We start from the raw sequence: 23429 nt of genomic DNA on the forward strand, positions 1-23429 counted from the left end.
CCTCTCAGTTCGCCGCGTCGGCAACGCGTTGGCGCGGCAGCGCCAGTTGCAGCAGGTTGGATTCGTTGGCCTGGTCACGCGGCAGCTCGCCGCGCATGGCCCCTTCGCAGAGCACCAGGATTCGGTCGGAAATGCCCATCACTTCCATCAGGTCGCTGGACACCACAATCACCGCGATACCGTCGGCCGCCAGGTTGTGGATAATCTGGTAGATCTCCGCCTTGGCGCCGATGTCGATGCCGCGAGTGGGCTCGTCCAGCAGCAGGACTTTCATCGGCATCGACAGCCAGCGACCGAGAATCGCCTTCTGCTGGTTGCCGCCGGACAGGTACATGATTTTCTGGCTGGCCGCCGGGGTCTTCACTTTCAGCGACTTGATCTGCTTGTCGGCATTGCCCCGCTCCCAGTCGCCACGCAACAGGCAGCCCAGCGCGGAATGAGCCGGGCGCGCGCTGATGTTGATGTTCTCGCCCACGCTGCCCAACGGGATGATGCCTTCCTTCTTGCGATCCTCGGGGCAGAGCAGCACGCCCGCGGCGATGGCATCCCTTGGTGAACGCAGTTTCAGTTCCTTGCCGTGCAGGACGAGACTGCCCTCGCGCTGGCGCTCCAGGCCACTGAGCAAGCGAAAAAGCTCGGTACGACCGGCGCCGACCAGCCCGAACAAGCCGAGGATCTCGCCCTTGTGCACCTGGAAACTCACCGGTTCGCGCAAGCCCGGCCCCAGCAGGCCCTTCACTTGCAGCGCCACATCGCCGCGCTCCCGAGGACGGTAATCATAGATGTCCTGGATATCACGACCGACCATGCACGTGACGAGTTGATCATGGGTCAGCTCGCTCATGTTTTCGAAGGTCCGCACATAACGACCGTCCTTGAACACCGTCACCGCGTTACAGATGCGGAACACTTCTTCCATGCGGTGACTGACGTACAGCACCACTTTGCCCTCGTCTCGCAAGCGGGTGATGATCGCCATCAAACGGTCGATTTCACGGGCCGACAGGCTACTGGTGGGTTCGTCGAAAGCAATGACGTGGGCGCCACGGGACAAGGCCTTGGCGATTTCCACCAATTGGCGCTGGCCGAGGGACAGGCGACCGACCTTTTCCTGCGGGTCGATTTCGTCGGCCAGGCCCTTGAGCAGCGTCAGCGCCTGCTGGCGCAGCACGCCACGATTGACCAGGCCGAAACGCGCCGGCAAGTGGCCAAGAAACAGGTTTTCAGCGACGGTCATTTCCGGCACCAGGTGCAGCTCCTGGTGAATCACCGCCACACCGCTGGCGATGCTGTCGGCAGTGCCCTTGAACGCCATCGTCTGCTCGCCGATCTGCAAGTCGCCGCTGCTCGGGATGTAGGCACCACCCAGGATCTTGAGCAGCGTGGACTTGCCGGCGCCGTTTTCACCCATCAAGGCATGGACCTGCCCCGGATGGGCAACGAAACTGATATTGGCCAGCGCCTGCACGCCAGGAAAGGACTTGCCGATCCCGTTGAATCGCAAGCTGCCGCCGATGTTGTGTTGCCGTGTCGCTGTTTGCGCTTGCATAACCACCTCGAACTTACAGAGATCAAGCGACCCCGCCACTCAAGTGACCAGGGCCGCTTTTGAATCAACCGGCCGTCAGTTCCACAGGCCGATCTTTTCCAGCTCTTGCTTGAAGTTCTCCCGGGTGATCAGCGTCACCTCGTCCATGGCGGTGTACTTCGGCGGCTCCTTGCCGGTGGTGATCCACTCGTACATCATTTCGGCGGTCTTGTAGCCTTCGATGTGCGGGCTTGGCAGCATCGAACCGAAGAAGCCGCTGTTGGGTTTTTTCAGCTCACCGATGGCGTCGGTGCCGTTGATGCCGATGCCGATCACATTGGCCGCCTTGAACCCGGCGGCTTCGGTGGCGCGCACGCCGCCCAGCACGGTGTTGTCATTCATGCCGCCGATGATCAGGTTCTTCGCAGCGCTTGGCAGCTTCACCAACGCCGAGTTGGTGGAATCCATGCTGCCGGGTACGTCGAGGGTCTTGAGCGCCGAATAAAGGATGTGGTCTTCCGGCATCCCGGCCTTCTTCAGGGCATCGACCGAACCGTCGGTGCGCTTCTTGCCGGTGTCCAGTTCGTTGAAGGTGTTGATCACCGCGTAGGTGTCTTTCCACTCCCAGTTGCGCTTTTTCGCTTCAGCGGCCATGGCGGCGCCCTGCTTCTGGCCCACCTCGAACGCGGCCATGCCCAGGTACGGCACGTCTTCCATGAACTTGCCGCTGGCGTCGACGAAACGGTCGTCCACGGCAATCACCTTGAGATCGTTGAGCTTGGCCTTGGCCATGATGGCCGGGCCGAGGGACACATCCGGCGGGCAGATCACGAAGCCCTTGGCCCCGTTGGCGGCCAGGCTGTCGATGGCCGAGAGGGTTTTCTCGCCGTCGGGCACGGCGATCTTGATCAATTCGAAGCCTTTGTCCTTGGCCGCCTTCTCGGCAAACGCCCATTCGGTCTGGAACCAAGGCTCCTCGGCCTGCTTGACCAGGAAACCAATTTTTACCGCATCGGCCGCCAGCAAGTGGCTGCTGAGGCTGACCGCGGTAACCGCCAGGGCGGCGCGACACAGGGAACGGATCCCACGACGATGTTTCATAGTTGACTCCTTGTTTTTTTTATTGAAAGCCAAACGTCCAGGTTTCTGCTCCACCGTCGGTGGAAATGCGCAGGCTGGGCGGTTACATCAAGTTGCTACACAGCATAGGCCTGAATAGTCATATCGTATGATGATTGGATTACAGGCGAAGTTTCCCACTGCAATCCAGGAATATTCAGTCGTGGTACATGACCGAACGTCCCCCATCGATGGTGATGCATGAGGCATTGATAAACGGTGCTTCGTCACTGGCCAGGAACACGGCCGTCATTGCCACTTCGATCGGTTGCCCGACGCGCCGTGGCGGGTGCAGATCCAGCGCACGCTGGCGTTCGACATGGGGATCGGCAAAGCCGTTCCAGTAGTCGACGTTCAGTTGGGTTTCGATGTAACCCGGGGCGATGGCGTTGACGCGTACCCCTTTGGGCGCGTATTCGATGCCCAGGGCGCGAGTCAGGCCGAGCAGGCCATGCTTGGCCACCGGGTAAGGGAAACAGCCGGGAATGATGTGGGACGAATGAACGGAGGCAATGTTGATGATGCTGCCCACGCCCTGCTCGATCATCTGTGGCAACACTGCCTTGCACCCGTACCAAGCGCCGTCCAGGTCGATGGCGAAGCAGCGACGCCAGTCCTCTTCGGTCATTTCCAGCGGGTCACGGAAGACATTGACGCCAGCGCAGTTGACCAACACATCGATGCGACCGTGCAGCTCGACGGCGCGCCGGGCCATGGCCTGCAAGTCCTGCTGCTTCGACACATCGACCTGCAGCGCTTGCACGTCGGCCCCGCGCTCACGCCAGTGGGCGGCCACCGCCTCGACCTTCTGCGCCTGGATATCACTGATCACCAACCGGGCCTGTTGCGACGCGAACGCCGCGACAATGGCCTCGCCAATGCCTTGGGCGGCACCGGTCAACAGCACGACCTTGTCTTTCAGGCGCTCGCCCTTCGGTGGCTCCGGCACGGGGGGCAAGACCAAGGGCTCAGCCATGGTTCAAGACTCCTGTGCGCGGGCACGACAAAAACCGGGCATCCACGGATGACCGGCGCAAAGGCGCTTGAAAGAACAGTGGCCGGCGCACGCCGCCGGGGCGTACGGGGAAAGATCGTTGCATCACTTCACCTGTTTTGTTTTTTTAGTGTGAGTGCGTATTGCCGATGGAGCCGACTATAAACCCGGCCGCCAAATAATCTCAATATATATATTTACATCCCATATTTTGGGATTAAGCCTGCAAACCTTGTACACGCCACGCCCGGCACGTCGACACGCATCGACAGCACGGCACCGTCAAGCGGATGACCCAATGGGCTTGCCGCGCTGGTGATGTACAGCGTCTTGAGGTCTTCACCGCCGAACACGCAACTGGTCGGGCGGCTGACGGGCAGTTCGATCACCCGATCGACCTGGCCGTCGGGGTTCAGCCGCAACAGGCAACTGCCGTCCCAACGGGCGTTCCAGATATAGCCCCGGGCATCCATCGCCGAACCATCCGGGCCGCCACGGGGATGGGGGCCGAACCAGACTTCGGCAGGCGCCAGGTTGCCCTCAGGGTAGATAAAGTGCCGATACAACGTGCCATCCAGGCTCTCGCCGAAGTACACCGTGGTGCCATCGGGGCTCCAGAGCAACGTATTCGGAATGCCCAGCCCGCGCAACAAGGGCATGACCCGGCCATCACCACCGACACGAAACAGCCCGCCGGAACGCCGCTCGATCGGTAAATCCTCGCCTTCGTCACCGATATTGTTCTGCATGGTGCCGAGCCAGAGTTGACCCAGGCCGTCGCAACGGGCCTCATTGGGACGATTGCCTGGCTGGGGATCGGCCATGCACAGCAGTGTCAGGCGCGGTTCCAGGCCCGGAGAATCGAGATCGAGGCGGTAGACCCCACTGCTCAGGGTCACCAAGGCGTCGCCACTCTGGGTCGGAATGAAAGCGGACACATGCTCGGGCATCTGCCAGATCTGTACGTTGGCGCCGATCAGCCGCAGTGCCTGCTTGCCGGCGATATCGACCCAATACAACGCCTGGGTCGGCTCGTCCCAGAAGGGCCCCTCGCCCAACTTCGCCCGGTGTTCCGTCACAGCCGTCCACTTCATTGAAACCTCCCGTTCCCGGCTTGCCCGGCAGCGTCTGTTCGACCGGCCATGACATTGGGGTAAAAGCGTTTGATGGCCAGATCAGCGTTATCGATCAGGGTCATGCAGGCCCAGACGCCACGGGCCGCGTCACGGGCGGCGATGGCGTCGGCGATGTCCTTGTGGATGGGCAAGGTGCGGCGCAGTTCATCCGGGTCGGCCGCCGATACTTCGAACGACACCGCCAGCAGCGCACCGAGGGCCGGGACCATTTGCTCGATGAACTGATTATGGCTGGCAGCGAGGATGCACTCATGGAAAAACTGGTCGGCACGGTTGTAATCGGCGCCGCTGTCCACGGCGCGCTCCAGCGCATGGTAGGCCAGGCGGATCGCCTGCACCTGATCGGCCGTGGCCCGCTCGCAGGCCCAGCGAACCGCCATCGGCTCGATGGTGCGACGCAGGTCCAGCAAGTCATCGACAAAGTTTTCCGGCAGGCCGCTGCGTGACAGCCAGCCAACCACTTGGGGGTCGAACAGGTTCCAGCGCCGCACCGGCAACACCCGCGTGCCGACTTTCGGCCCGACTTCCAGCATGCCTTTGGCCACCAGGGTCTTGATCGCCTCGCGAATCACCGTGCGACTGACGCCCAGTTGCTCGCCCAAGTCCGCTTCGACCTTGATGGTTTGCCCAGGCTTGACCTGGCCGGCGGCGATCCAGCCCCCCAGCCAATCGACGGTCGATGCATGAAAACTGCTGGACATGAAAACCCCGCGGGCCACTCTTATTGGAGGTCCACGCTAATCATCATATGATTGGGTGTCAATTTGAATTTTGCATACCCCTGTGGGAGCGGGCTCGCTCGCGAAAGCGGTGGGTCAGTTGAGGAGATGTTGGATGGGCCGGCGCCTTCGCGAGCAAGCTCGCTCCCACAGGGTTTACGGTTCCAGGCCGATGGGGAAAAACTCGCCGCCGCTCCACACGCCCAACCAGCGCTGCCCGTCGATCTCGCGGCTGACCGCCAGCTCCACCAGTTGGTAGAACACATTGCGATGGATCAGCGCTTCGAGGTTGCTGCGCACGTGCACGTAGGGCGCGGGTTCCTGGGTCTGGGGATCGATCACCACCCGCAGCGGATGCTCGGCACCGGCCTCAGTGGTTTCCTCGACATTGGTGGTGAAGCGCAACAACTGCCCTTCCCCCTGCCCTTCGACTTCGAGGGTCACGGCCACGAACGGCGCGTCATCGACCTTGATGCCGACTTTTTCCACAGGGGTAATCAGGAAGTAATCATCGCCGTCGCGGCGGATGATGGTGGAGAACAGCTTGACCATCGGCTTTCGCCCGATGGGCGTGCCCAGGTAATACCAGGTGCCGTCCCGGGCGATGCGCATGTCGATGTCGCCGCAGAAGTCGGGGTTCCACAAGTGGACCGGCGGCAGGCCTTTGGTCTTGGGGATCTGCCCCAGCAAGTCATTGGCTTTTTGCGGTCCGCTCATGGTGACTCCTTATATTTATTCGTCGCTCATCCCCAGCAGGCTGCGGGCATATTCACGCAAAGGCGTGGCGATGAGGTCTTGTGGCTGCTTGTCGTGCAACGTCAGTAAACCGCCACGACTCTTGATGCGTGCAGTATCAATCAAATACTGGGTGCTGGTCTCGATCAACATGATTTGAATCACGCTGGTATCGACGCCCAGACGATCCACGGCTTCTTCATCCTGCCATTCGTCAGTGTTGCCAATGCGGTTGTCGGCCTTGGCGAAGCGGGTGTACAGCAAATAATGGGCGCCGGCGGAACGGGCTTCGCCCATGGCCTGGTCAAGGCCTTCGGGAACACGGGCGCGACGGACCATGGGGAAATATTCAATGAAGCCATTGAAGGCTTCCTCGGCCACGACGTTGGGACGCGGATAGGCACTGCCTGGCGGAGCGAAGGCGCCCTGGGCAATGTAGATGAACGAGTCAGGCTGAATACGCAGATTGTTCACACGACGGCTGTCGCTATGGTCCAGCAGGCCAGCGTCGCTCATGTGGTAACGAACACCCTCTCCCATGTCGCTGACATTCATGCAGCCACCAAGCGCCAAAACGGCCAGCAGCAAAACCAGGCTACGCATCCTACCCTCCAAAAACCGGTGTCGGAAAACCGGCGAATGGTCGTGGGATGCAGCTTTTGCGCCAGCTTGCAGGATGGTTGGGTCTCAGCCTTGGAATACCCTGTGGCGAGGGAGCTTGCTCCCTCGCCACAAAAGCCTTATTCAGCCGCCGATGATTTTCATGATGGTCGCGCCGCCGGAGAATGCCACTTCCTGCTTGTCCCCCAACGCCTTGACCAACAAGCGCTGAAGCGCCGGCAAGGCCTGGTGACGAGGCTTGTCCAGCAGGTCACCGACGAAGTGACGGTTACTCGACGACAGGCAGCCGTGCAGCCAGCCCGTGGAAGACAACCGCAGGCGCGAACAGGTACGGCAAAAAGGCACGCTTTCGTTGGCGATCACGCCAAAGTGACCCAGCCCCGGTATCTCATAGCGCACCGCCGTGGCATCCACCGGCGCGTCGGCTTGCAGGTATTCGTACTGATCGCCGATCAGGCTGAGCAGTTGCTGGAGGCTGACGAACTGCTGCAGGAAGGCGTTGGAGTCGCTAGCCAGATGGCCCATGCGCATCAACTCGATGAAACGCAACTCATAGCCACGTTCCAGGCAGTATTCGAGCAAAGGCATTACCTGGTCCAGGTTCTGCCCGCGCAACGGCACCATGTTCACCTTGATCTTCATCCCGGTGGCCCGGGCCTGCTCCATACCATCAAGCACGGTCGCCAGGTCGCCGCCACGGGCGATACTGCGAAACGCGGCAGGGTCCAGGGTGTCGAGGGAAACATTGATACGACGGATACCGGCGTCTACCAGCAACGGCAGTTTTTTCGCCAGCAACTGGCCATTGGTGGTCAGGCTGATGTCCTCCAGGCCCATCTGTCCCACCGCCGTCATGAAACGCTCGAGCTTGGGGCTGACCAACGGTTCGCCGCCCGTGATGCGCAGCCGCTCGATGCCGGCGGCCTCGATCAAATAGGCTACGCCACGCGCCATGGCCTCGGCCGACAGTTCATCCTGCGCAGCCACCAACCGCTTGCCGTCAGGCACGCAGTAGGTACAGGCGTAATTGCAGGCGGAGGTCAGGCTTATCCGCAGATTACGGAAACGCCTGCCTTGACGGTCAACGATCATGGATCACTCCGGCACGAGAAAAATCGGACTCGCGAAAATTGACCTAGAAATCAAGATTTCGCAAGACCCAAGCCTGAGTATATTACTGGGACACTGCGCCATGTAAGCGGACATGGCGCAATAAGACAGCTGAATGTCTTGGCCTGTGCGGCCTTAGCTGCTCGGGACGTCGGTATCGCGCTTGCGCTTGTTGCCCATGCGCACGCCGATGTCCATCAGGAACTGGAAGAAACCTTCCTGGTCTTCCAGCACGTTGCTCCAGAACGGCGAGTGATACAGCGCCACCGCGCCGTGCACCAGCGCCCAAGCGGCGCAGTAATGGAAATAAGGCGGCACGTCTTCAAGCTTGCCTTCGCTGATCCGGCCCTTGATCAGCAGGGTCAGGCGTTCGAAGTTCGAGGCGCGGATCTTGTGCAGCTCCTCGACCATTTCCGGCACCTGGTTGCCCTTGACCACCTTCTCTTCCAGGCGATCGAACAAGCGGTAGCGCTGCGGGTCGCGCATGCGGAACTCGAAGTAGGCCCGGGACAGGGCCTCCTTGTCCTTGTCCACATCGGCCGAGTGCAGCAGCTCGTTCAAATCGCGCTCGTAGTCGAGCATCAGACGCAGGTAGATCTCCGCCTTGGATTTGAAATGTTTATAAATCGTGCCTTTGCCGATACCCACGGCATCCGCAATCATCTCGACGGTGACACTGTCTTCACCCTGGTCGAGGAACAACTTGAGCGCGGTGTCGAGAATTTCCTGCTCGCGGCGGCGAAACTCACGGACCTTACGGGGTTCTTTGTGCATAAGAAAAAGGTCTGAAGGGTCAAAATTCGAAGCCGGGTATTATGCCTAACTTACGCAAAAATGCACGGATCATCCGTTCTCGGCCACTGTTCTTCACAAAACCGTGCGCACCCGGCTCGCCGTTCCTCACGCCAATGCGCCGCGCCTGCGAGCTTTGGCGACGGTGAGAACTTATCCGAAGCGAGCGTATTCCAAATTTGTTTAAAAACCGCCCCGGCCAGACTGGACGGGTTGGCATACTGATCAATACTTGAACTGTCGGCGCGACATCTCCCCCAAGTGACGCGCTGATGAAGGTACCAACGGACCGCGTACCTTTGTTTTACTCCTAATGGTCTTAACCCGGATTCACCCCCCAGAACCCGGGTTTTTTTTGCATGGAATTCAGGCTTGCGCCGGACGCACATGAGCCAGCGGAAACAATTGCTTAAAATTTTCCGTCGTCTGCTCGGCAAACCGCTCGTAGGACTCACCGCGCAGCATCGCCAGAAACTCTGCCACTTCCCGTACGTATTGCGGTAGGTTCGGCTTGCCACGATAGGGAATGGGCGCCAGGTAAGGCGAGTCGGTCTCCACCAACAACCGATCAGCCGGCACTTTGCTGGCAACGTCGCGCAATGCATCGGCATTGCGGAACGTGACAATCCCGGACAAGGAAATGTAATAGCCCATGTCCAGGGCGGCCTTGGCCATGTCCCAGTCTTCGGTGAAGCAATGCAGCACCCCGGCCTGGGGCAGCGCGGCGTCACGCAGCAAGGCGAGGGTGTCGGCCCGGGCGCCACGGGTGTGGATGATCACCGGCTTGCCGGTCTGCCGGGCGGCCTCCAGGTGCAGCCGGAACGACGCCTGCTGCACGTCGGCGGCTTCCGGTTCGTAGTGATAGTCCAAGCCGGTTTCGCCGATGGCGACTACCCGTGGATGGTCCAGCTCACGCAACAGCCAATCGAGCGCCGGCGCGGCGTCGGGCTGGACATCCAGTGGGTGGACACCGACCGAGCAATCGACATCGGCATAACGTTCGGCCAGGGCCTTGACGTCGGCGGCGTTGTCGACGCTGACGCCGATGCACAGAAAATGACCGACACCCCGTTCACGGGCCGCGTCCAGCGCAGCATCCAGGGAACCGCCATGTGCAGCGAGGTCGAGACGGTCAAGGTGACAATGGGAATCTACAAGCATAAAAGGCCAGGCTACATCGTATGGGTGGGACGGTCGGACTTCAGGGAGCCGGCCAAGTGGGTTTCGATCTGATTGCGGGCGGAATTGTCGCCGTCACTGAATTGCACACCGACGCCAGCGGCCCGGTTGCCCTGGGCCCCTTTGGGCGTCATCCAGATCACCTTGCCGGCAACCGGAATCTTTTCCGATTCATCCATCAGGCTCAAGAGCATGAACACTTCATCGCCCAAGCGATAATTCTTGTTGGTCGGAATGAACAGGCCACCGTTCTTGATGAAGGGCATGTAGGCGGCGTAAAGCACCGACTTGTCCTTGATAGTCAGGGACAGGATGCCATTGCGTGGCCCGGGACTGACAGGTTCGTTCATGCTGATCTCCGCTGCGATTGAGCTGAGTTTAGGCGGTACCTGTCAACTTCGACCAGGCAAACTCGCCCACTGCACCAACAGCGCCTCGAGCAACAGCACCCGATTGAGGTTCGCCTTGCCCAGCACCTTCTGACGTTGGGCTAGAATCCAGTCCTGAATGTTCAAGATTTTATCCTGGCTGCTTTTTTGCGCCAGGTACTGGATCACCTTGCGCATGTCTGCCAACCCCAGGCCAGCCTCGTCCTCGGTCAATTGGTAACGCAGGATCAGGCTCGACCAGTCGCAGAACCAGTCAAACAGCAAGAGCAACGGGATCGTGTTCCAACCCTCGGCCAGTTGCGTGGGGGATTGCTGCTGCTTGAGCAGTTTCTTGACCCCGTCCACCACCAGGGCCCGCTGCTCCCGCACGCCCTGGGCCTGAAGGCTGACAGCCGCCAGGGGCGAGCCGGCCGCCAGGGTCAGCAGCTCGACACGCTCTTCGTCGCTGCTGTCAGGCAAGGCCTGGGCCAGCCACTGCAAGCTCATCGCCTCGCTCGGCAGCGGGCAGGCCTGTTGCACGCAGCGACTCTTGATGGTCGGCAGCAAGCGACTCGGCTGGTGGCTGACCAGCAACAGCACGGTGTCGCCAGAAGGTTCTTCGAGACTTTTAAGCAAGGCGTTGGCAGCGTTGATGTTCATCGACTCGACGGGCTCGATCAGCACCACCTTGCGCCCGCCCATTTGTGAGGTCTGGACCACGAAGCTGACCAGGTCCCGAACCTGGTCGACCTTGATCGCCTTGTCCGCCTCTTCCGGCTCCAGCACATAATTGTCGGGATGGCTGCCGGCCCTGAGTAGCAGACAGGACTTGCACTCGCCACAGGCGTTCGAGACACCCGGACGCTGGCACAGCAGGCTGGCCATCAGGCGTTCGGCCAGTGCCCGCTTGCCGATGCCGGCCGGGCCATGCAACAGATAGGCATGGGCATGCTGGGCACGACCGGCCAGTTGCTGCCAGAGGCCGTCTTGCCAGGGATAGGCTTCAGCCACGGACACGCTCCAGCAAACGCGGCAGCAAGCCGTCCAGGGACTGTTGGACCTGGGCCAGCGGTTGCGCCGCATCGATCAGCAAGTAACGCGCCGGATCGGCCTTGGCGCGACTCAGGAAGGCACTGCGCACGGCATTGAAGAAAGCCTGGCCCTCAAGCTCGAAACGATCCAGCCGACCACGGGCACTGGCGCGGGCCAGGCCGATTTCCACCGGCAGGTCGAACACCAGGGTCAGGTCTGGCCGCAGGTCACCCTGGACGAAGGCTTCCAACGCGGCGATACGCTCCACGGACAAGCCCCGGCCGCCGCCCTGGTAGGCATAGGTCGAATCGGTAAAACGATCGCAGAGCACCACCGCGCCACGGGCCAGCGCCGGGCGGATCACCTCGGCCAGATGCTGTGCCCTGGCCGCGAACACCAGCAACAGCTCGGTGTCGGGGTTCATGACCTCTTCAATGGGCGCCAGCAGCACCTCGCGAATTCGCTCGGCCAGCGGCGTACCGCCCGGCTCGCGGGTCAACACCACCTCGATGCCGGCAGCCCGCAGGCGTTCGGCCAGGTATTCGCGGTTAGTGCTCTTGCCGGCGCCTTCCGGGCCTTCCAGCGTTATAAACAAGCCAGTCACAGGCGATCCTTAATCAAAGTCATTGCGGGCTCGGCGGCTCGCTGGCATCCGGTTCGGGAGCAGGCACTTGGGGCGGCACCTGGGGTACAGCGTCGGGCGCAGTGTCGGGTGATGCCGCGGGAATGGGTGCCTGTTCGTCCGATGTTGCCGGGGCCGGGCTGGAGCGGTAATCGGCACGGCGCTTGAGTTGGAATTCACGCACCGCGTTGTTGTGCGACTCCAGGTCATCGGAAAACACGTGGCTGCCGTCACCGCGCGCGACGAAGTAAAGGCTGTTGCCCGACACCGGGTTCAATGCCGCATGAATCGCTTCGCGCCCCACCATCGCAATCGGCGTCGGCGGCAAGCCCGGGATCAGGTAGGTGTTATAGGGGTTTTCTTCTTTCAGATGGGCGCGGGTGAGCTTGCCGGTGTAGCGCTCGCCCAGACCATAGATCACCGTGGGATCGGTCTGCAGCAGCATGCCCAGGCGCATACGCCGCACAAAGACGCCGGCAATCTGCCCACGTTCCTGGGGCACGCCGGTTTCCTTCTCCACCAACGACGCCATGATCAGCGCCTGATACGGCTGGGTGTAAGGCACATCGGCGGCACGTTGCGCCCACTCCTTGGCGAGCACGTCTTCCAGGCGGTCGTAGGCTTTTTGCAGCAGGTCGACATCCGAGGTGCCGCGCACGAAGCGATAGGTGTCCGGGAAGAACCGGCCTTCGGGAAATATCCCGGAGTGACCAAGACGGTCCATGACCTGGCTGTCGCTCAGGCCGGTGAGGGTCTGCTGGAGCTTTTCATCCTTGGCCAGTGCGGCGCGCACCTGGCGGAAGTTCCAGCCCTCCACCAGCGTTACGCTGTACTGCACCACTTCGCCGCGCTTCCAGACACCGATCAGGCCTTCCATGGTCATGCCCGGCACCATCCGATATTCACCGGAGTGCAACGGCTGGCCAGCGAGATTGAAGCGCCAATAGATCCGCAGCCAGAAGGCGTCCTTGATCAGGCCATCGGCTTCGAGGCGCTTGAGGGTTCCGGTCGGGGTGGTCCCGTTGGGCACGTCCAGCAATTCTTCCTGGGTGATATTCAGCGGCTGTTGCAGCGCCGAATGAATCTTCCAGGCCGAAGCGCCCAACAACAGCCCTGCCAGAACCAGTCCGGTCTCCAGCAGCAGCAAGAATTTACGTCTCACGAATCAAACATCCAATAGCGCACGGGCAAGGGTTTGCAGTTTACGGGTGAGCGGGCCAACCGACCAGCGTGCCGAACCGCATCCGCGTACCGGCCACACGCCATAAACGCTGTTGCAGACGAAGACTTCATCAGCCTGGTGCAGCTGTTCGAGACTGATATCCGTGATTTGCGTGGCGATGCCTTGGGACTTGGCTTGAAACAATAATTCTGCGCGCATCACGCCGGCCACGCCGCAACGGCTCAGGTCCGCCGTGAACAACACGCCATCGCGCACCAGGAACAGGTTGCTGAACACACCTTCGATCACCCGCCCGGACGTATCCAGCATCAGGCCTTCGGCGTACTGCCCGTCACTCCATTCGGCACGAGCCAGCACTTGTTCCAGGCGATTGAGGTGCTTGAGGCCGGCGAGCAAGGGCTGTTCGGATAACCGCACGCTGCAGGGAAACAGCAGAACGCCTTGTTCGGCATGGGCGACGAGATAAGCGGCAGGTGGGTTCCCTTGCAGGATGCGCCGGGCCGAGGTCGAGGGATCTGCGGCATAACCGCGCAGACTGTCGCCACGGGTGACGATCAGCTTCAGCACGCCGGCGCCCAGGCACCGGGCATAGGCATTCAGCTCGGTGCTCAACGCGCTCATGTCGACATTGAGAGCCAACCGCCGGCAACCGGCTTCCAGGCGTTGCAGGTGACGCTCCAGCAACACTGGTTTGCCGCCGATCACGGCGAGGGTCTCGAACAACCCATCGCCGTAAGCCAGGCCGCGATCTTTCAGCGACAGGACGTCGGCCGGCTGACCGTCGACCCAGCTTTCCATCAACCGGCGAACCGGCGGAACACCAGCGAACCGTTGGTCCCGCCAAAGCCGAAGGAGTTGGACAGCACCACATCGATGTCCATGCTGCGGGCAGTGTGCGGCACGAAGTCCAGGTCGCAGCCTTCGTCCGGCTCATCGAGGTTGATGGTCGGCGGCGCTGTCTGGCTGTTGATCGCCAGGACACTGAAGATCGCTTCCACCGCCCCTGCCGCACCCAGCAGGTGACCGGTCATGGACTTGGTCGAGCTGACCGCCAGCTTGTACGCGTGCTCGCCGAACACGGTCTTGATCGCCTGGGCTTCGGCCAGGTCGCCGGCCGGGGTCGAAGTGCCGTGGGCGTTGATGTACTGCACCTGCTCGCCGTTGAGTTTCGCATCACGCAAGGCGTTGGCGATGCAACGGGCAGCACCGGCGCCATCGGCCGGTGGCGACGTCATGTGGTACGCATCACCACTGGTGCCAAAGCCGATCAGCTCGGCATAGATGGTCGCGCCGCGCGCCTTGGCGTGCTCCAGCTCCTCGAGCACCAGCGCACCGGCACCGTCGGACAACACGAAGCCATCGCGGCCCTTGTCCCACGGCCGGCTCGCGCGGGCGGGCTCGTCGTTGCGGGTCGACAGCGCGCGGGAAGCGCCAAAGCCACCCATGCCCAGGCCGCAAGCCGCCATCTCGGCGCCACCGGCAATCATCACGTCGGCTTCGTCGTACATGATGTTGCGCGCGGCCATGCCGATGCAGTGGGTACCGGTGGTGCACGCCGTGGCAATGGCGTAGTTGGGTCCCTGGGCACCCAAGTGGATGGACAGGAAACCGGAAATCATGTTGATGATCGAGCCCGGCACGAAGAACGGAGAAATCCGTCGCGGCCCCGATTCGTGCAGCGTGCGGCTGGTTTCTTCGATATTGGTCAAGCCGCCAATACCCGAACCCATGGCCACGCCGATGCGTTCACGGTTGGCGTCGGTGACTTCCAGCCCGGCGTTGCGCACTGCCTGGAAACCGGCTGCCAGGCCGTATTGAATGAACAGGTCAAGCTTGCGAGCTTCCTTGACCGACAGGTATTCCTCGACATTGAAGCCCTTTACCGAGCCGCCAAAACGGGTGGAATAGGCAGAAAGGTCGGTGTGTTCGATCAGACCAATGCCACTGCGGCCAGCCAGAATGCCCTGCCAACTGCTCGGCACATCCGTGCCCAGTGGCGACAACATACCCATACCGGTGACTACGACGCGTCTACGCGACACAGCACTCTCCTTTTTCTAATGACGACTTTGCATCAGGCCTAAAGAAAAAACCGCACGCCGTGATGGCAGTGCGGTTTTTCCATGACAGCTAGCGACGACTAAAAACGATTACGCCTGGTGGCTGGTAACGTAGTCGATAGCAGCTTGTACAGTAGTGATCTTCTCAGCTTCTTCGTCAGGAATCTCGGTCTCGAATTCCTCTTCCAGAGCCATCACCAGCTCAACAGTGTCAAGGGAGTCGGCACCCAGGTCTTCAACGAAGGAAGCGGTGTTCACAACTTCTTCTTCTTTAACGCCCAGTTGCTCGGCAACGATTTTCTTGACGCGCTCTTCGATGGTGCTCATACCTTGTTTTCACTCCTAATGGACAAATTCAGGCAGCTGGCCGGTGGGTAAGTGTATAGAAGAACTTTTCGGTTTTTCAACCGAAAGCTTCACTCCTCAAACCCTGCGGCCCGCCGTCTATAAATTGATTGCAGCTTTATAACGGATTTTAGACAGCTCGTATGACATTTTTTTGAAGCAATCCGTCACATTTAACTCATGTACATCCCGCCGTTTACCGGGATTGTAGCCCCGGTCACGTATGCCGCACCGTCCGACGCAAGAAAAGCGACCACGGACGCGATTTCTTGAGCTTGCCCCAGACGACCCAGCGGAATCTGCGTCAACAAGGCTTCACGCTGTGCTTCTGGCAGTTCACGGGTCATGTCGGTGTCGATGAAACCCGGTGCAACCGAGTTTACCGTAATCGAGCGCGAACCCACTTCACGCGCCAGCGCACGGCTGAAACCTTCCAGACCGGCCTTCGCCGCAGCATAGTTTACTTGGCCTGCGTTGCCCATGGCACCCACAACCGAACCGATACTGATAATTCGACCCCAGCGAGCCTTGGTCATGCCACGCAAAACGCCCTTGGACAGCCGGTACAGACTGTTCAGGTTGGTGTCGATCACGTCGAACCATTCGTCATCTTTCATGCGCATCATCAGGTTATCGCGGGTGATACCGGCATTATTGACCAGGATCGCCGGCGCACCGAACTGCTCCTGAATGCTTGCCAGCACCGCCGCAACGGATTCGTCGCTGGTGACGTTCAGCTCAAGGCCGGTGCCTTGGATGCCGTTTTCCTTCAGGGTCGCGGCGATACGCTCGGCGCCCGAAGCGGAAGTCGCGGTGCCGATAACGATGGCGCCATTACGACCCAGTTCCAGGGCGATGGCCTGGCCGATGCCACGGCTTGCACCGGTCACCAGTGCAACTTTACCTTGCAGACTCATGCAAGCTTCTCCTGTTCAGGCCTGCGCTGCACGGGCGGCAGCGAAAGCGTCTGGGGTGTTGAGGTTGGAAGTCGACACGCCTTCGGCGCAGCGTTTGTTCAGGCCTGCCAGCACTTTGCCAGGGCCGCATTCGACCAGCTCGGTCGCGCCCTTGGCCGCCAGGGTCTGCACCGATTCGACCCAGCGAACCGGCTTGTAGAGTTGTTCCAGCAAATCCCGCTTGAGGGTCTCGAGATCCGGCGCCACGTTGGCGCTGACGTTCTGCACCACGGGAATCTGCGGGGCCTGCCAGTCGATGGCGGCGATGGATTCGGCAAAGCGCTCGGCAGCCGGACGCATCAGCTCACAGTGCGACGGCACGCTGACCGGCAGCGGCATGGCGCGCTTGGCGCCACGGGCCTTGCAGCCCTCGATGGCGCGCTCGACAGCGGCCTTGGCACCGGCGATGACCACTTGGCCCGGGGAGTTGAAGTTCACCGCACTGACCACATCGCCTTGCGCCGCTTCGGCACAGGCGGCCAGCACATCGGCGTCTTCCAGCCCGAGGATCGCGGCCATGCCGCCCTGCCCGGCCGGAACCGCTTCCTGCATCAACTGGCCACGACGCTCCACCAGTTTCACCGCGTCGCCCAGGCTCAGGCTGCCAGCGGCTACGAGGGCGCTGTATTCGCCCAGGCTGTGACCGGCGACGAATGCCGGGCGCGCGCCGCCTTCAGCCAGCCACAGGCGCCACAATGCGATCGAGGCGGTCAGAATGGCTGGTTGGGTTTTATCGGTTTGATTGAGGCGCTCTTCCGGCCCTTGCTGGGTCAGTGCCCAGAGGTCATAGCCGAGCGCATCGGAAGCTTCTTTGAATGTTTCGAGGATCAGCGGGTATTGCGCGCCCAGCTCGGCCAGCATGCCGAGGGACTGCGAGCCCTGTCCTGGAAAGACGAATGCGAGGGAAGCAGACATGAAAACAAAGCCCCTAATGATCTTGTCGTCAAAAATTGACGCCCCTGGGGGCGTTAGCAAACTGAAAGTTGGATGGCGGCTTGAACCGACCGGTCACATTTAAGCATTGTCGGACGAAAACGCCTAAGTTAACAAATCCTCGAGGCGACCGCGCAAGCGCTCCGGCAGGTTTTCCTGGATCTCGATCACTGCCCGGTTGATCGCGCTCTGGAAACCCTGCACGCCCGCCGAACCGTGGCTCTTGATCACGATGCCCTGCAACCCGAGGAAACTCGCACCGTTGTGCCGCGCCGGCGCCAGGTCGGCCTGCAACCGACGCATCAACGGCAGTGCCAGGGCGCCCACTACCCGCGAGGCGAAGCTCTGCTTGAACAAGGCCTCGATGCGCTGGCCGATCATGGTCGCCAGCCCCTCGCTGGACTTGAGCAGGATGTTGCCGACGAAGCCATCGCACACCACCACATCGGCCTCGCCACGGTACAAGCCATCGCCTTCGACGAAGCCGATGTAGTTGATGCCGCGCGCGCCCTGCAGCAGCGTGGCCGCCAGCTTGACCTGCTGGTTGCCCTTGATGTCTTCGGTGCCGATGTTCAGCAACGCCACACGAGGACGCACGACACCCAGGGTTTCAGCCGCAACCGAGCCCATCACCGCAAATTGCAGCAAATGTTCGGCACTGCAATCGACGTTGGCCCCCAGGTCGAGCAATTGGCAAAACCCACGCTGGGTCGGAATCGCCGCCACCATCGCAGGCCGGTCGATACCCGGCAAGGTCTTGAGTACATAGCGCGACAGCGCCATCAGCGCACCGGTATTGCCGGCACTGACACATGCCTGGACCTTGCCATCGCGCAGCAGCTCAAGGGCTACCCGCATCGAGGCGTCAGGCTTGCCACGCAGGGCCTGGGCCGGTTTTTCGTCCATGGTGATGATTTCGGACGCCGGGGCAATTGTCAGGCGCGCGCGATCGACAGCCGATTGGCCGCTGAGCATTTCTTCCAGGAGGGAGGGTTGACCGACGAGGGTCAGGTGCAGCGAGGGTGTAGCATTCAGACAAGCAAGGCTGGCCTGAACAATGCTGCGGGGACCGAAGTCCCCGCCCATTGCGTCAATCGCGATGACTTGAGCGGACAAGTGATTACTCGTCAGCGCCCTTGTCGATCACTTTACGGCCACGGTATACGCCTTCTGGCGATACGTGGTGACGCAGGTGAACTTCACCAGTGGTTTTTTCTACGGACAGGGTGCTAGCCTCGAGAGCGTCGTGCGAACGGCGCATGTCACGGGCAGAGCGGGATTTTTTGTTCTGCTGAACAGCCATAATTGATTAACTCCTAAACGTTTGGGTCACGCTTTAACTGCGCCAATACACTGAACGGGTTGGACCGCGTTACCTCGTCCTCGCTCGGTTCGGGCTCATCTGCTCCCGCCGGCTGCTGGCATTCTTCCGGATGATGAGCAGGCACAATGGGCAAGGCGAGCAGAAGCTCCTCCTCGATCAGTGACTGCAGATCCAATGGATCTTCGCCCAGTTCCAGCACGTCATAACCTTTCGGCAACGACTGGGTATTCGCACCCTCCTTCACCACGGCGTAACTGCATTCGCTGTGGATCGGCAGGGTGACCAGCTCAAGACAACGCTGGCAAACCATTTTGACTTCAGTGTCGATAAAGCTGTGGATAACCACAGATTTACGTTCATCTCGTTCAAAAACGAATTTGGCCTGGACCGTACCGACATTGTCGGAAAGCGGGTCGCAGAGTCTCTTCAAATCGGCCAGCAGCAGTTCACCTTGAAGGGTGGTGCCACGGTCAGCCAATTTGCGCGGGTCAACGTGAGGTGGAATCGGGTCATTCAACATAGGCGCAGCATTATAGGGATGCCCCCGGCCATGTCAAAGGAAATTCAGCCCTGTCCGTCACTTGCGCGCCTCGCTAGAATTCAGCCCTGCCTTTTGGAGCCGCCCATGCTGCCTTTATTACTTGCCTCAAGCTCGGTCTATCGCCGGGAATTGCTTGCCCGCCTGGGACTGCCGTTCGTCTGCAGCTCACCCGACATCGACGAAAGCCATCGCCCCGGCGAGCCCGCCCTTGAACTGGTCAAGCGCCTGGCCCGGGAAAAAGCCCTGGCACTGGCCGACAGCCACCCGGCGCACCTGATCATCGGTTCAGACCAGGTCGCCGTGCTCGGCGAACGCATCCTGGGCAAGCCTCATACCTTCGAGAAGGCTCGCGAACAACTGCTGACCGCCAGCGGCGCCAAGGTCACGTTCCTGACCGGCCTGGCACTGCTCAACAGCCAGACCGGCGCCTGCCAGGTCGATTGCGTTGCGTTTACCGTCACCATGCGAACCCTGGACCCAGAACGCGTCGAGCGCTACCTGCGGGCCGAGCAACCTTACGACTGCGCCGGCAGTTTCAAGGCCGAAGGACTTGGCGTAAGCCTGTTCCAGAGCACCGAGGGGCCGGACGCCACCAGCCTGATCGGCCTGCCGCTGATTCGTCTTGTGGATATGTTGCTGGCTGAAGGCGTGCAGGCTCCCTGACCAACATGTGGCGAAGGGATTCATTTGTGGGAGCAAGGCTTGCCCGCGATACAGGCGCCGCGGTGATGCAGGCTAGCCGGGTTATCGCTCATCGCGAGCAAGCTTTGCTCCCACAGCAATCCCCTCGCCACAGAAGATCGCGCGAAGCGAGGAGCTAGCGCAGTGCAGGCCCCTGGAAGCCCATCCACATCGCCAGATGCTCGGCAATGCTTGCCCCCAGCTTTTTCGAGAAGCGATCGAACGGTGACTCTTCGATCGTGAAGTCCACCAGATCCTTCTGACCGATCACATCCCGCGCCACCGAACTGGCACTGCCCAAGCCGTCGATCAGGCCCAGCGGCAATGCCTGCTCCCCCGACCAGACCAGCCCGGAGAACAGCTCCGGATGCTCTTTGTCCTTCAGGCGCTCGCCCCGCCCCTTCTTGACACTGGCAATGAACTGCTTGTGGGTCGTGTCGAGCACGCCCTGCCAAAAAGCAGCCTCTTCAGGCTTTTGCGGCTGGAACGGATCAAGGAAGGATTTATGCTCGCCGGAGGTATACACCCGACGCTCCACACCCAACTTCTCCATGGTCCCGACAAAGCCATAGCCGGCCGCCGTCACACCGATGGAGCCCACAAGGCTGGCCTTGTCGGCATAGATCTGGTCCGCCGCACTGGCAATGTAATAGGCACCGGAAGCACCGAGGTCGGAAATGACCGCATACACCTTGGTATTGGGGTGCAATGCGCGCAAGCGAACGATCTCGTCGTAAACGTACCCCGACTGCACCGGGCTACCGCCTGGACTGTTGATGCGCAGCACCACGCCCTTGACCTTCGAGTCCTCGAAGGCAGCCCGCAGGCTACCGACAATATTGTCGGCGCTGGCAGGCTCTTTGTCGGCAATCATGCCCTCGACATTGATCAAGGCGGTGTACGCCGAGCCGGCGACAGCGCTTTTCTCCATGTCCATCAGCGGCGTGAACAGCGCCAACGCACCAAAGAGATAAATAAAGGTCAGCAACTTGAAGAAGATACCCCAGCGACGGGAGCGGCGCTGTTCCTGCACGCTGGCGAGCAAGGTTTTTTCCAACAGCTTCCAGCTTTTGTCATCCTCGCTCTCGGCGCTCGCCTTGACGGGTGCTTTCCATTCATCGGTCATGCGTGAATCCCCAGCGAAACTTAAAGGGCCCGCCGGCTCAGCCAGGCGTGCAACTCAGGAAAATGATCAATGGCCAGTCGCGGCTCGAATGCCCGTAGCGCCTCGATCGTTTGCGCCCCGTAGCTGACCGCCACCGAACCCATGCCGGCATTGCGCGCCATCTGCAGGTCGAATGACGAATCCCCCACCATCAGCGCCTGCTCCGGCCGCACGTTGCAGTGCGCCAGTATCTGCTCGAGCATCAACGGATGCGGCTTGCTGGCGGTTTCGTCCGCTGCACGGGTGATATCGAAATAATCCTCCCAACCATAGGACTTGAGCACTCGATCCAACCCACGACGAGCCTTGCCGGTCGCGACAGCCAGGTGATAGCCCTCGGCCCGCAGAGCCTCCAGCGTACCCGCCACGCCATCGAACAATGGTGAAGGCTCGGCGTCCAGCGCGATGTAGTGATCGGCGTAATGCTGGCGAAAAACCACCAGCTCGTTGTCGTCAATTTCTGGATACAGGCTGCGAATGGCTTCCGGCAATCCGAGACCGATGATGCCTTTCACCGCTAAGTCGTCGCATCGGGCAAACGCCATGCGGTCCGAGGCGACATGCATCGCCTCCACGATCCGACCAATGGAGTTCGCCAGAGTGCCGTCCCAATCGAAGATCAGCAACTTGTAGTCAGGATGCACTCAACCGCTCCACGGTCTTGGCCCACATGTCATCCACCGGAGCCTGCAATTTCAGTTCGCCACCATCGGGCAGTGGCACGGTGAGCATATAGGCATGGAGGAACAGGCGCTTGCCGCCCAGGTCGCGGATTTCCTTGGTGAAATCGTCATCGCCGTATTTGCTGTCACCGGCGATGCAATGCCCGGCGTGCAAGGTATGGACACGAATCTGGTGGGTACGCCCGGTCACGGGCTTGGCCTCGATCAGGGTGGCGAAGTCGTCGAAGCGACGCAGCACCTTGAACACCGTCAGCGCTTCCTTGCCCTCCTCGTTGACTTCAACCATGCGCTCGCCGGAACGCAGGTTGCTCTTGAGCAACGGCGCCCGGACTTGCTTGATGGACGTTTCCCAGCGGCCACGCACCAGCGCCATGTAGCGCTTGTCGACGCCGTCGCCACGCAATTGCTCGTGCAGGTGACGCAACATGCTGCGCTTCTTGGCGATCATCAGCAGGCCGGAGGTGTCGCGGTCGAGGCGATGGACCAGTTCCAGCTCCTTGGCGTCCGGACGCAACTGACGAAAGGCTTCGATCACACCGAAATTCAGGCCGCTGCCGCCGTGAACCGCAATACCCGCAGGCTTGTTGATCACGATCAGGGCTTTGTCTTCATAGACAATCGATGCTTCAAGGCGCTGCAGAAGCCCCTGGGCCAGGGGCACCGGCTCATCGCGCTCGGGCACGCGAACCGGCGGCACGCGCACGATATCACCGGCCTGGAGCTTGTATTCGGGCTTGATCCGACCTTTGTTCACCCGCACTTCGCCTTTGCGCAAAATGCGGTAGATCAAGGTCTTGGGCACGCCTTTTAGCCGGGCCAGCAGGAAATTATCGATTCGTTGGCCGGCATATTCCGGCGAGACCTCGAGCAGTTGAACGGCTGGGGTCGAAGGGGCAGTAGTTGTCATGGCGGCGATCATAACAATTTTTTATGGAATTGAAGCACTTAATCATTGCTGCTATAGTCGCGAACGCCGCCAAAAGTGGCTGGACAGTGGACTAACGGTCAAAAACCGGCCCTGACCAACGCAATTCACGAGGACGAGAGGCCGTCCTACGGGGCTTTCGCTACGTAACGGTAGAGTTTTCAGGTGTAACGAGCGCAGGTGACATGAGGCCTGAAATACGCCGCAAAGCAGAGTTTTGACTCGCCTTGCGCGCCACATTCACGGCCAGTTCACAAAGTGCAGTCAGCTGCGAACGACCCCGAGCGAATGCTTCGGAAACAACGCCTAAATTAGCCATGATGCGTGACCTCCCCTTCCGGAGCTCACGGTAAATGCCAACCCGCTGCGGATTCTGCGCGCGGCAGCACCCGAATTATCAGGGATACGTGTAGGGTGGAGATGTACAACCGTCGGACTGTGTAGCACTAGGCTTATATTTAGACGCTTCATCTCGTCCACAGGCGCCGGTTGATTCCTCCTCCTGACTGAGTGCTTGAGTACCAGCAAGCAGGACGCGTCCGTCGCGACTTCGCCATCATTGGGTCGAACTCGCTGGACACTGGAGTGGCCTTGCCATCTCCAGGACGCACCTGACACCGACCGTGAGAAGTCGTGTGTGCCGAACGCCGTTTCCGGCAGCCCGGAAACCGACGGTAC

At 60.8% G+C, this 23429-nt stretch carries 26 protein-coding genes; 1 reads left to right on the top strand and 25 read right to left on the bottom strand.

Annotated elements, in window-relative coordinates:
- Positions 1-4 precede the first annotated feature (4 nt).
- The 22 genes from araG to HU749_RS21365 all read right to left on the bottom strand — a co-directional run bounded on the left by araG (position 5) and on the right by HU749_RS21365 (position 19276).
- Complete coding sequence (gene araG, locus HU749_RS21260; RefSeq protein ID WP_014339488.1) at positions 5-1549, bottom strand: L-arabinose ABC transporter ATP-binding protein AraG; 1545 nt, start codon at positions 1547-1549, stop codon at positions 5-7.
- 75 nt (positions 1550-1624) lie between these two features.
- On the bottom strand, positions 1625-2629 hold the full coding sequence (locus HU749_RS21265; protein WP_014339489.1) for a substrate-binding domain-containing protein: 1005 nt from the start codon (positions 2627-2629) through the stop codon (positions 1625-1627).
- 175 nt (positions 2630-2804) lie between these two features.
- Complete coding sequence (locus tag HU749_RS21270; RefSeq protein ID WP_186651272.1) at positions 2805-3623, bottom strand: SDR family oxidoreductase; 819 nt, start codon at positions 3621-3623, stop codon at positions 2805-2807.
- A gap of 215 nt (positions 3624-3838) precedes the next feature.
- Positions 3839-4735 carry an SMP-30/gluconolactonase/LRE family protein gene (locus tag HU749_RS21275; protein ID WP_186651270.1) on the bottom strand — a complete coding sequence of 299 codons (897 nt, stop codon included), beginning with the start codon at positions 4733-4735 and terminating at the stop codon, positions 3839-3841.
- Positions 4732-5478 (bottom strand): FadR/GntR family transcriptional regulator, encoded by a 747-nt coding sequence (locus HU749_RS21280; RefSeq protein WP_003204233.1) that lies wholly within the window; start codon positions 5476-5478, stop codon positions 4732-4734. Before HU749_RS21280 ends, HU749_RS21275 begins: the two co-directional genes overlap by 4 nt.
- Before the next feature lie 174 nt (positions 5479-5652).
- Complete coding sequence (locus HU749_RS21285; protein ID WP_013693990.1) at positions 5653-6213, bottom strand: DUF1285 domain-containing protein; 561 nt, start codon at positions 6211-6213, stop codon at positions 5653-5655.
- A gap of 15 nt (positions 6214-6228) precedes the next feature.
- Positions 6229-6834, bottom strand: coding sequence for a DUF4823 domain-containing protein (locus HU749_RS21290; RefSeq protein ID WP_046063692.1), 606 nt, complete (start codon positions 6832-6834; stop codon positions 6229-6231).
- A 141-nt stretch (positions 6835-6975) separates the two neighbouring features.
- Positions 6976-7944 (bottom strand): GTP 3',8-cyclase MoaA, encoded by a 969-nt coding sequence (locus tag HU749_RS21295; RefSeq protein ID WP_014339493.1) that lies wholly within the window; start codon positions 7942-7944, stop codon positions 6976-6978.
- Positions 7945-8097: 153 nt separating this feature from the next.
- The gene (locus HU749_RS21300) at positions 8098-8736 is read right to left on the bottom strand and encodes a TetR/AcrR family transcriptional regulator (protein WP_003204240.1); all 639 of its coding nucleotides are present in this window, start codon (positions 8734-8736) and stop codon (positions 8098-8100) included.
- 384 nt (positions 8737-9120) lie between these two features.
- A complete protein-coding gene (locus HU749_RS21305) occupies positions 9121-9915 on the bottom strand; it encodes a TatD family hydrolase (protein WP_018613583.1) in 795 nt (264 codons plus the stop codon).
- A gap of 11 nt (positions 9916-9926) precedes the next feature.
- Positions 9927-10283, bottom strand: coding sequence for a PilZ domain-containing protein (locus tag HU749_RS21310; protein WP_046063690.1), 357 nt, complete (start codon positions 10281-10283; stop codon positions 9927-9929).
- A gap of 42 nt (positions 10284-10325) precedes the next feature.
- Positions 10326-11312, bottom strand: coding sequence for a DNA polymerase III subunit delta' (locus HU749_RS21315; protein WP_079304911.1), 987 nt, complete (start codon positions 11310-11312; stop codon positions 10326-10328).
- Positions 11305-11937, bottom strand: coding sequence for a dTMP kinase (tmk, locus tag HU749_RS21320; RefSeq protein WP_095963207.1), 633 nt, complete (start codon positions 11935-11937; stop codon positions 11305-11307). Before tmk ends, HU749_RS21315 begins: the two co-directional genes overlap by 8 nt.
- 19 nt (positions 11938-11956) lie before the next feature.
- On the bottom strand, positions 11957-13117 hold the full coding sequence (mltG, locus tag HU749_RS21325; RefSeq protein ID WP_079304909.1) for an endolytic transglycosylase MltG: 1161 nt from the start codon (positions 13115-13117) through the stop codon (positions 11957-11959).
- A gap of 3 nt (positions 13118-13120) precedes the next feature.
- On the bottom strand, positions 13121-13936 hold the full coding sequence (pabC, locus tag HU749_RS21330; RefSeq protein WP_186651268.1) for an aminodeoxychorismate lyase: 816 nt from the start codon (positions 13934-13936) through the stop codon (positions 13121-13123).
- A complete protein-coding gene (fabF, locus tag HU749_RS21335; RefSeq protein WP_018613569.1) occupies positions 13936-15180 on the bottom strand; it encodes a beta-ketoacyl-ACP synthase II in 1245 nt (414 codons plus the stop codon). The genes pabC and fabF overlap by 1 nt, the downstream gene beginning before the upstream one ends.
- 108 nt (positions 15181-15288) lie before the next feature.
- On the bottom strand, positions 15289-15525 hold the full coding sequence (acpP, locus tag HU749_RS21340) for an acyl carrier protein (protein WP_003175607.1): 237 nt from the start codon (positions 15523-15525) through the stop codon (positions 15289-15291).
- A 191-nt stretch (positions 15526-15716) separates the two neighbouring features.
- A complete protein-coding gene (gene fabG, locus HU749_RS21345; RefSeq protein ID WP_014339502.1) occupies positions 15717-16460 on the bottom strand; it encodes a 3-oxoacyl-ACP reductase FabG in 744 nt (247 codons plus the stop codon).
- 15 nt (positions 16461-16475) lie between these two features.
- Complete coding sequence (fabD, locus tag HU749_RS21350; protein WP_003204258.1) at positions 16476-17414, bottom strand: ACP S-malonyltransferase; 939 nt, start codon at positions 17412-17414, stop codon at positions 16476-16478.
- Between the two features lie 123 nt (positions 17415-17537).
- Positions 17538-18548 carry a phosphate acyltransferase PlsX gene (gene plsX / locus HU749_RS21355; protein ID WP_186651266.1) on the bottom strand — a complete coding sequence of 337 codons (1011 nt, stop codon included), beginning with the start codon at positions 18546-18548 and terminating at the stop codon, positions 17538-17540.
- A 4-nt stretch (positions 18549-18552) separates the two neighbouring features.
- Positions 18553-18735 carry a 50S ribosomal protein L32 gene (gene rpmF, locus HU749_RS21360; RefSeq protein WP_003179396.1) on the bottom strand — a complete coding sequence of 61 codons (183 nt, stop codon included), beginning with the start codon at positions 18733-18735 and terminating at the stop codon, positions 18553-18555.
- Positions 18736-18748: 13 nt separating this feature from the next.
- Positions 18749-19276 carry a YceD family protein gene (locus tag HU749_RS21365; RefSeq protein ID WP_014339505.1) on the bottom strand — a complete coding sequence of 176 codons (528 nt, stop codon included), beginning with the start codon at positions 19274-19276 and terminating at the stop codon, positions 18749-18751.
- Positions 19277-19381: 105 nt separating this feature from the next.
- On the opposite strand from HU749_RS21365, the gene HU749_RS21370 reads away from it, so the two are divergent.
- Positions 19382-19960 (top strand): Maf family protein, encoded by a 579-nt coding sequence (locus HU749_RS21370; protein ID WP_186651264.1) that lies wholly within the window; start codon positions 19382-19384, stop codon positions 19958-19960.
- A 154-nt stretch (positions 19961-20114) separates the two neighbouring features.
- On the opposite strand, the gene HU749_RS21375 is transcribed toward HU749_RS21370, so the two are convergent.
- The 3 genes from HU749_RS21375 to rluC are packed head-to-tail and all read right to left on the bottom strand — an operon-like array spanning position 20115 to position 22733.
- Positions 20115-21104 carry a S49 family peptidase gene (locus HU749_RS21375; RefSeq protein ID WP_079304893.1) on the bottom strand — a complete coding sequence of 330 codons (990 nt, stop codon included), beginning with the start codon at positions 21102-21104 and terminating at the stop codon, positions 20115-20117.
- Between the two features lie 20 nt (positions 21105-21124).
- The gene (locus HU749_RS21380; protein ID WP_079304891.1) at positions 21125-21787 is read right to left on the bottom strand and encodes an HAD-IA family hydrolase; all 663 of its coding nucleotides are present in this window, start codon (positions 21785-21787) and stop codon (positions 21125-21127) included.
- Positions 21777-22733, bottom strand: a complete 957-nt coding sequence (gene rluC / locus HU749_RS21385; protein WP_033062944.1) for a 23S rRNA pseudouridine(955/2504/2580) synthase RluC — start codon at positions 22731-22733, stop codon at positions 21777-21779. Before rluC ends, HU749_RS21380 begins: the two co-directional genes overlap by 11 nt.
- Between the last annotated feature and the right edge of the window lie 696 nt (positions 22734-23429).

Origin of the sequence: Pseudomonas ogarae, from assembly GCF_014268695.2 — a bacterium.
GTDB classification, from domain to species: Bacteria; Pseudomonadota; Gammaproteobacteria; order Pseudomonadales; family Pseudomonadaceae; genus Aquipseudomonas; species Aquipseudomonas kilonensis.

What these genes read in the sequence shown, in the direction of transcription:
- rluC (WP_033062944.1), bottom strand. Translation starts at nt 22,733, where the DNA reads ATGACAACTACTGCCCCTTCGACCCCAGCCGTTCAACTGCTCGAGGTC.
- rpmF (WP_003179396.1), bottom strand. Translation starts at nt 18,735, where the DNA reads ATGGCTGTTCAGCAGAACAAAAAATCCCGCTCTGCCCGTGACATGCGC.
- HU749_RS21310 (WP_046063690.1), bottom strand. Translation starts at nt 10,283, where the DNA reads ATGAACGAACCTGTCAGTCCCGGGCCACGCAATGGCATCCTGTCCCTG.
- HU749_RS21265 (WP_014339489.1), bottom strand. Translation starts at nt 2,629, where the DNA reads ATGAAACATCGTCGTGGGATCCGTTCCCTGTGTCGCGCCGCCCTGGCG.
- HU749_RS21280 (WP_003204233.1), bottom strand. Translation starts at nt 5,478, where the DNA reads ATGTCCAGCAGTTTTCATGCATCGACCGTCGATTGGCTGGGGGGCTGG.
- HU749_RS21275 (WP_186651270.1), bottom strand. Translation starts at nt 4,735, where the DNA reads ATGAAGTGGACGGCTGTGACGGAACACCGGGCGAAGTTGGGCGAGGGG.
- HU749_RS21305 (WP_018613583.1), bottom strand. Translation starts at nt 9,915, where the DNA reads ATGCTTGTAGATTCCCATTGTCACCTTGACCGTCTCGACCTCGCTGCA.
- araG (WP_014339488.1), bottom strand. Translation starts at nt 1,549, where the DNA reads ATGCAAGCGCAAACAGCGACACGGCAACACAACATCGGCGGCAGCTTG.
- fabD (WP_003204258.1), bottom strand. Translation starts at nt 17,414, where the DNA reads ATGTCTGCTTCCCTCGCATTCGTCTTTCCAGGACAGGGCTCGCAGTCC.
- HU749_RS21270 (WP_186651272.1), bottom strand. Translation starts at nt 3,623, where the DNA reads ATGGCTGAGCCCTTGGTCTTGCCCCCCGTGCCGGAGCCACCGAAGGGC.
- HU749_RS21370 (WP_186651264.1), top strand. Translation starts at nt 19,382, where the DNA reads ATGCTGCCTTTATTACTTGCCTCAAGCTCGGTCTATCGCCGGGAATTG.
- HU749_RS21285 (WP_013693990.1), bottom strand. Translation starts at nt 6,213, where the DNA reads ATGAGCGGACCGCAAAAAGCCAATGACTTGCTGGGGCAGATCCCCAAG.
- pabC (WP_186651268.1), bottom strand. Translation starts at nt 13,936, where the DNA reads ATGGAAAGCTGGGTCGACGGTCAGCCGGCCGACGTCCTGTCGCTGAAA.
- HU749_RS21300 (WP_003204240.1), bottom strand. Translation starts at nt 8,736, where the DNA reads ATGCACAAAGAACCCCGTAAGGTCCGTGAGTTTCGCCGCCGCGAGCAG.
- HU749_RS21365 (WP_014339505.1), bottom strand. Translation starts at nt 19,276, where the DNA reads ATGTTGAATGACCCGATTCCACCTCACGTTGACCCGCGCAAATTGGCT.
- HU749_RS21290 (WP_046063692.1), bottom strand. Translation starts at nt 6,834, where the DNA reads ATGCGTAGCCTGGTTTTGCTGCTGGCCGTTTTGGCGCTTGGTGGCTGC.
- acpP (WP_003175607.1), bottom strand. Translation starts at nt 15,525, where the DNA reads ATGAGCACCATCGAAGAGCGCGTCAAGAAAATCGTTGCCGAGCAACTG.
- HU749_RS21295 (WP_014339493.1), bottom strand. Translation starts at nt 7,944, where the DNA reads ATGATCGTTGACCGTCAAGGCAGGCGTTTCCGTAATCTGCGGATAAGC.
- HU749_RS21375 (WP_079304893.1), bottom strand. Translation starts at nt 21,104, where the DNA reads ATGACCGATGAATGGAAAGCACCCGTCAAGGCGAGCGCCGAGAGCGAG.
- fabG (WP_014339502.1), bottom strand. Translation starts at nt 16,460, where the DNA reads ATGAGTCTGCAAGGTAAAGTTGCACTGGTGACCGGTGCAAGCCGTGGC.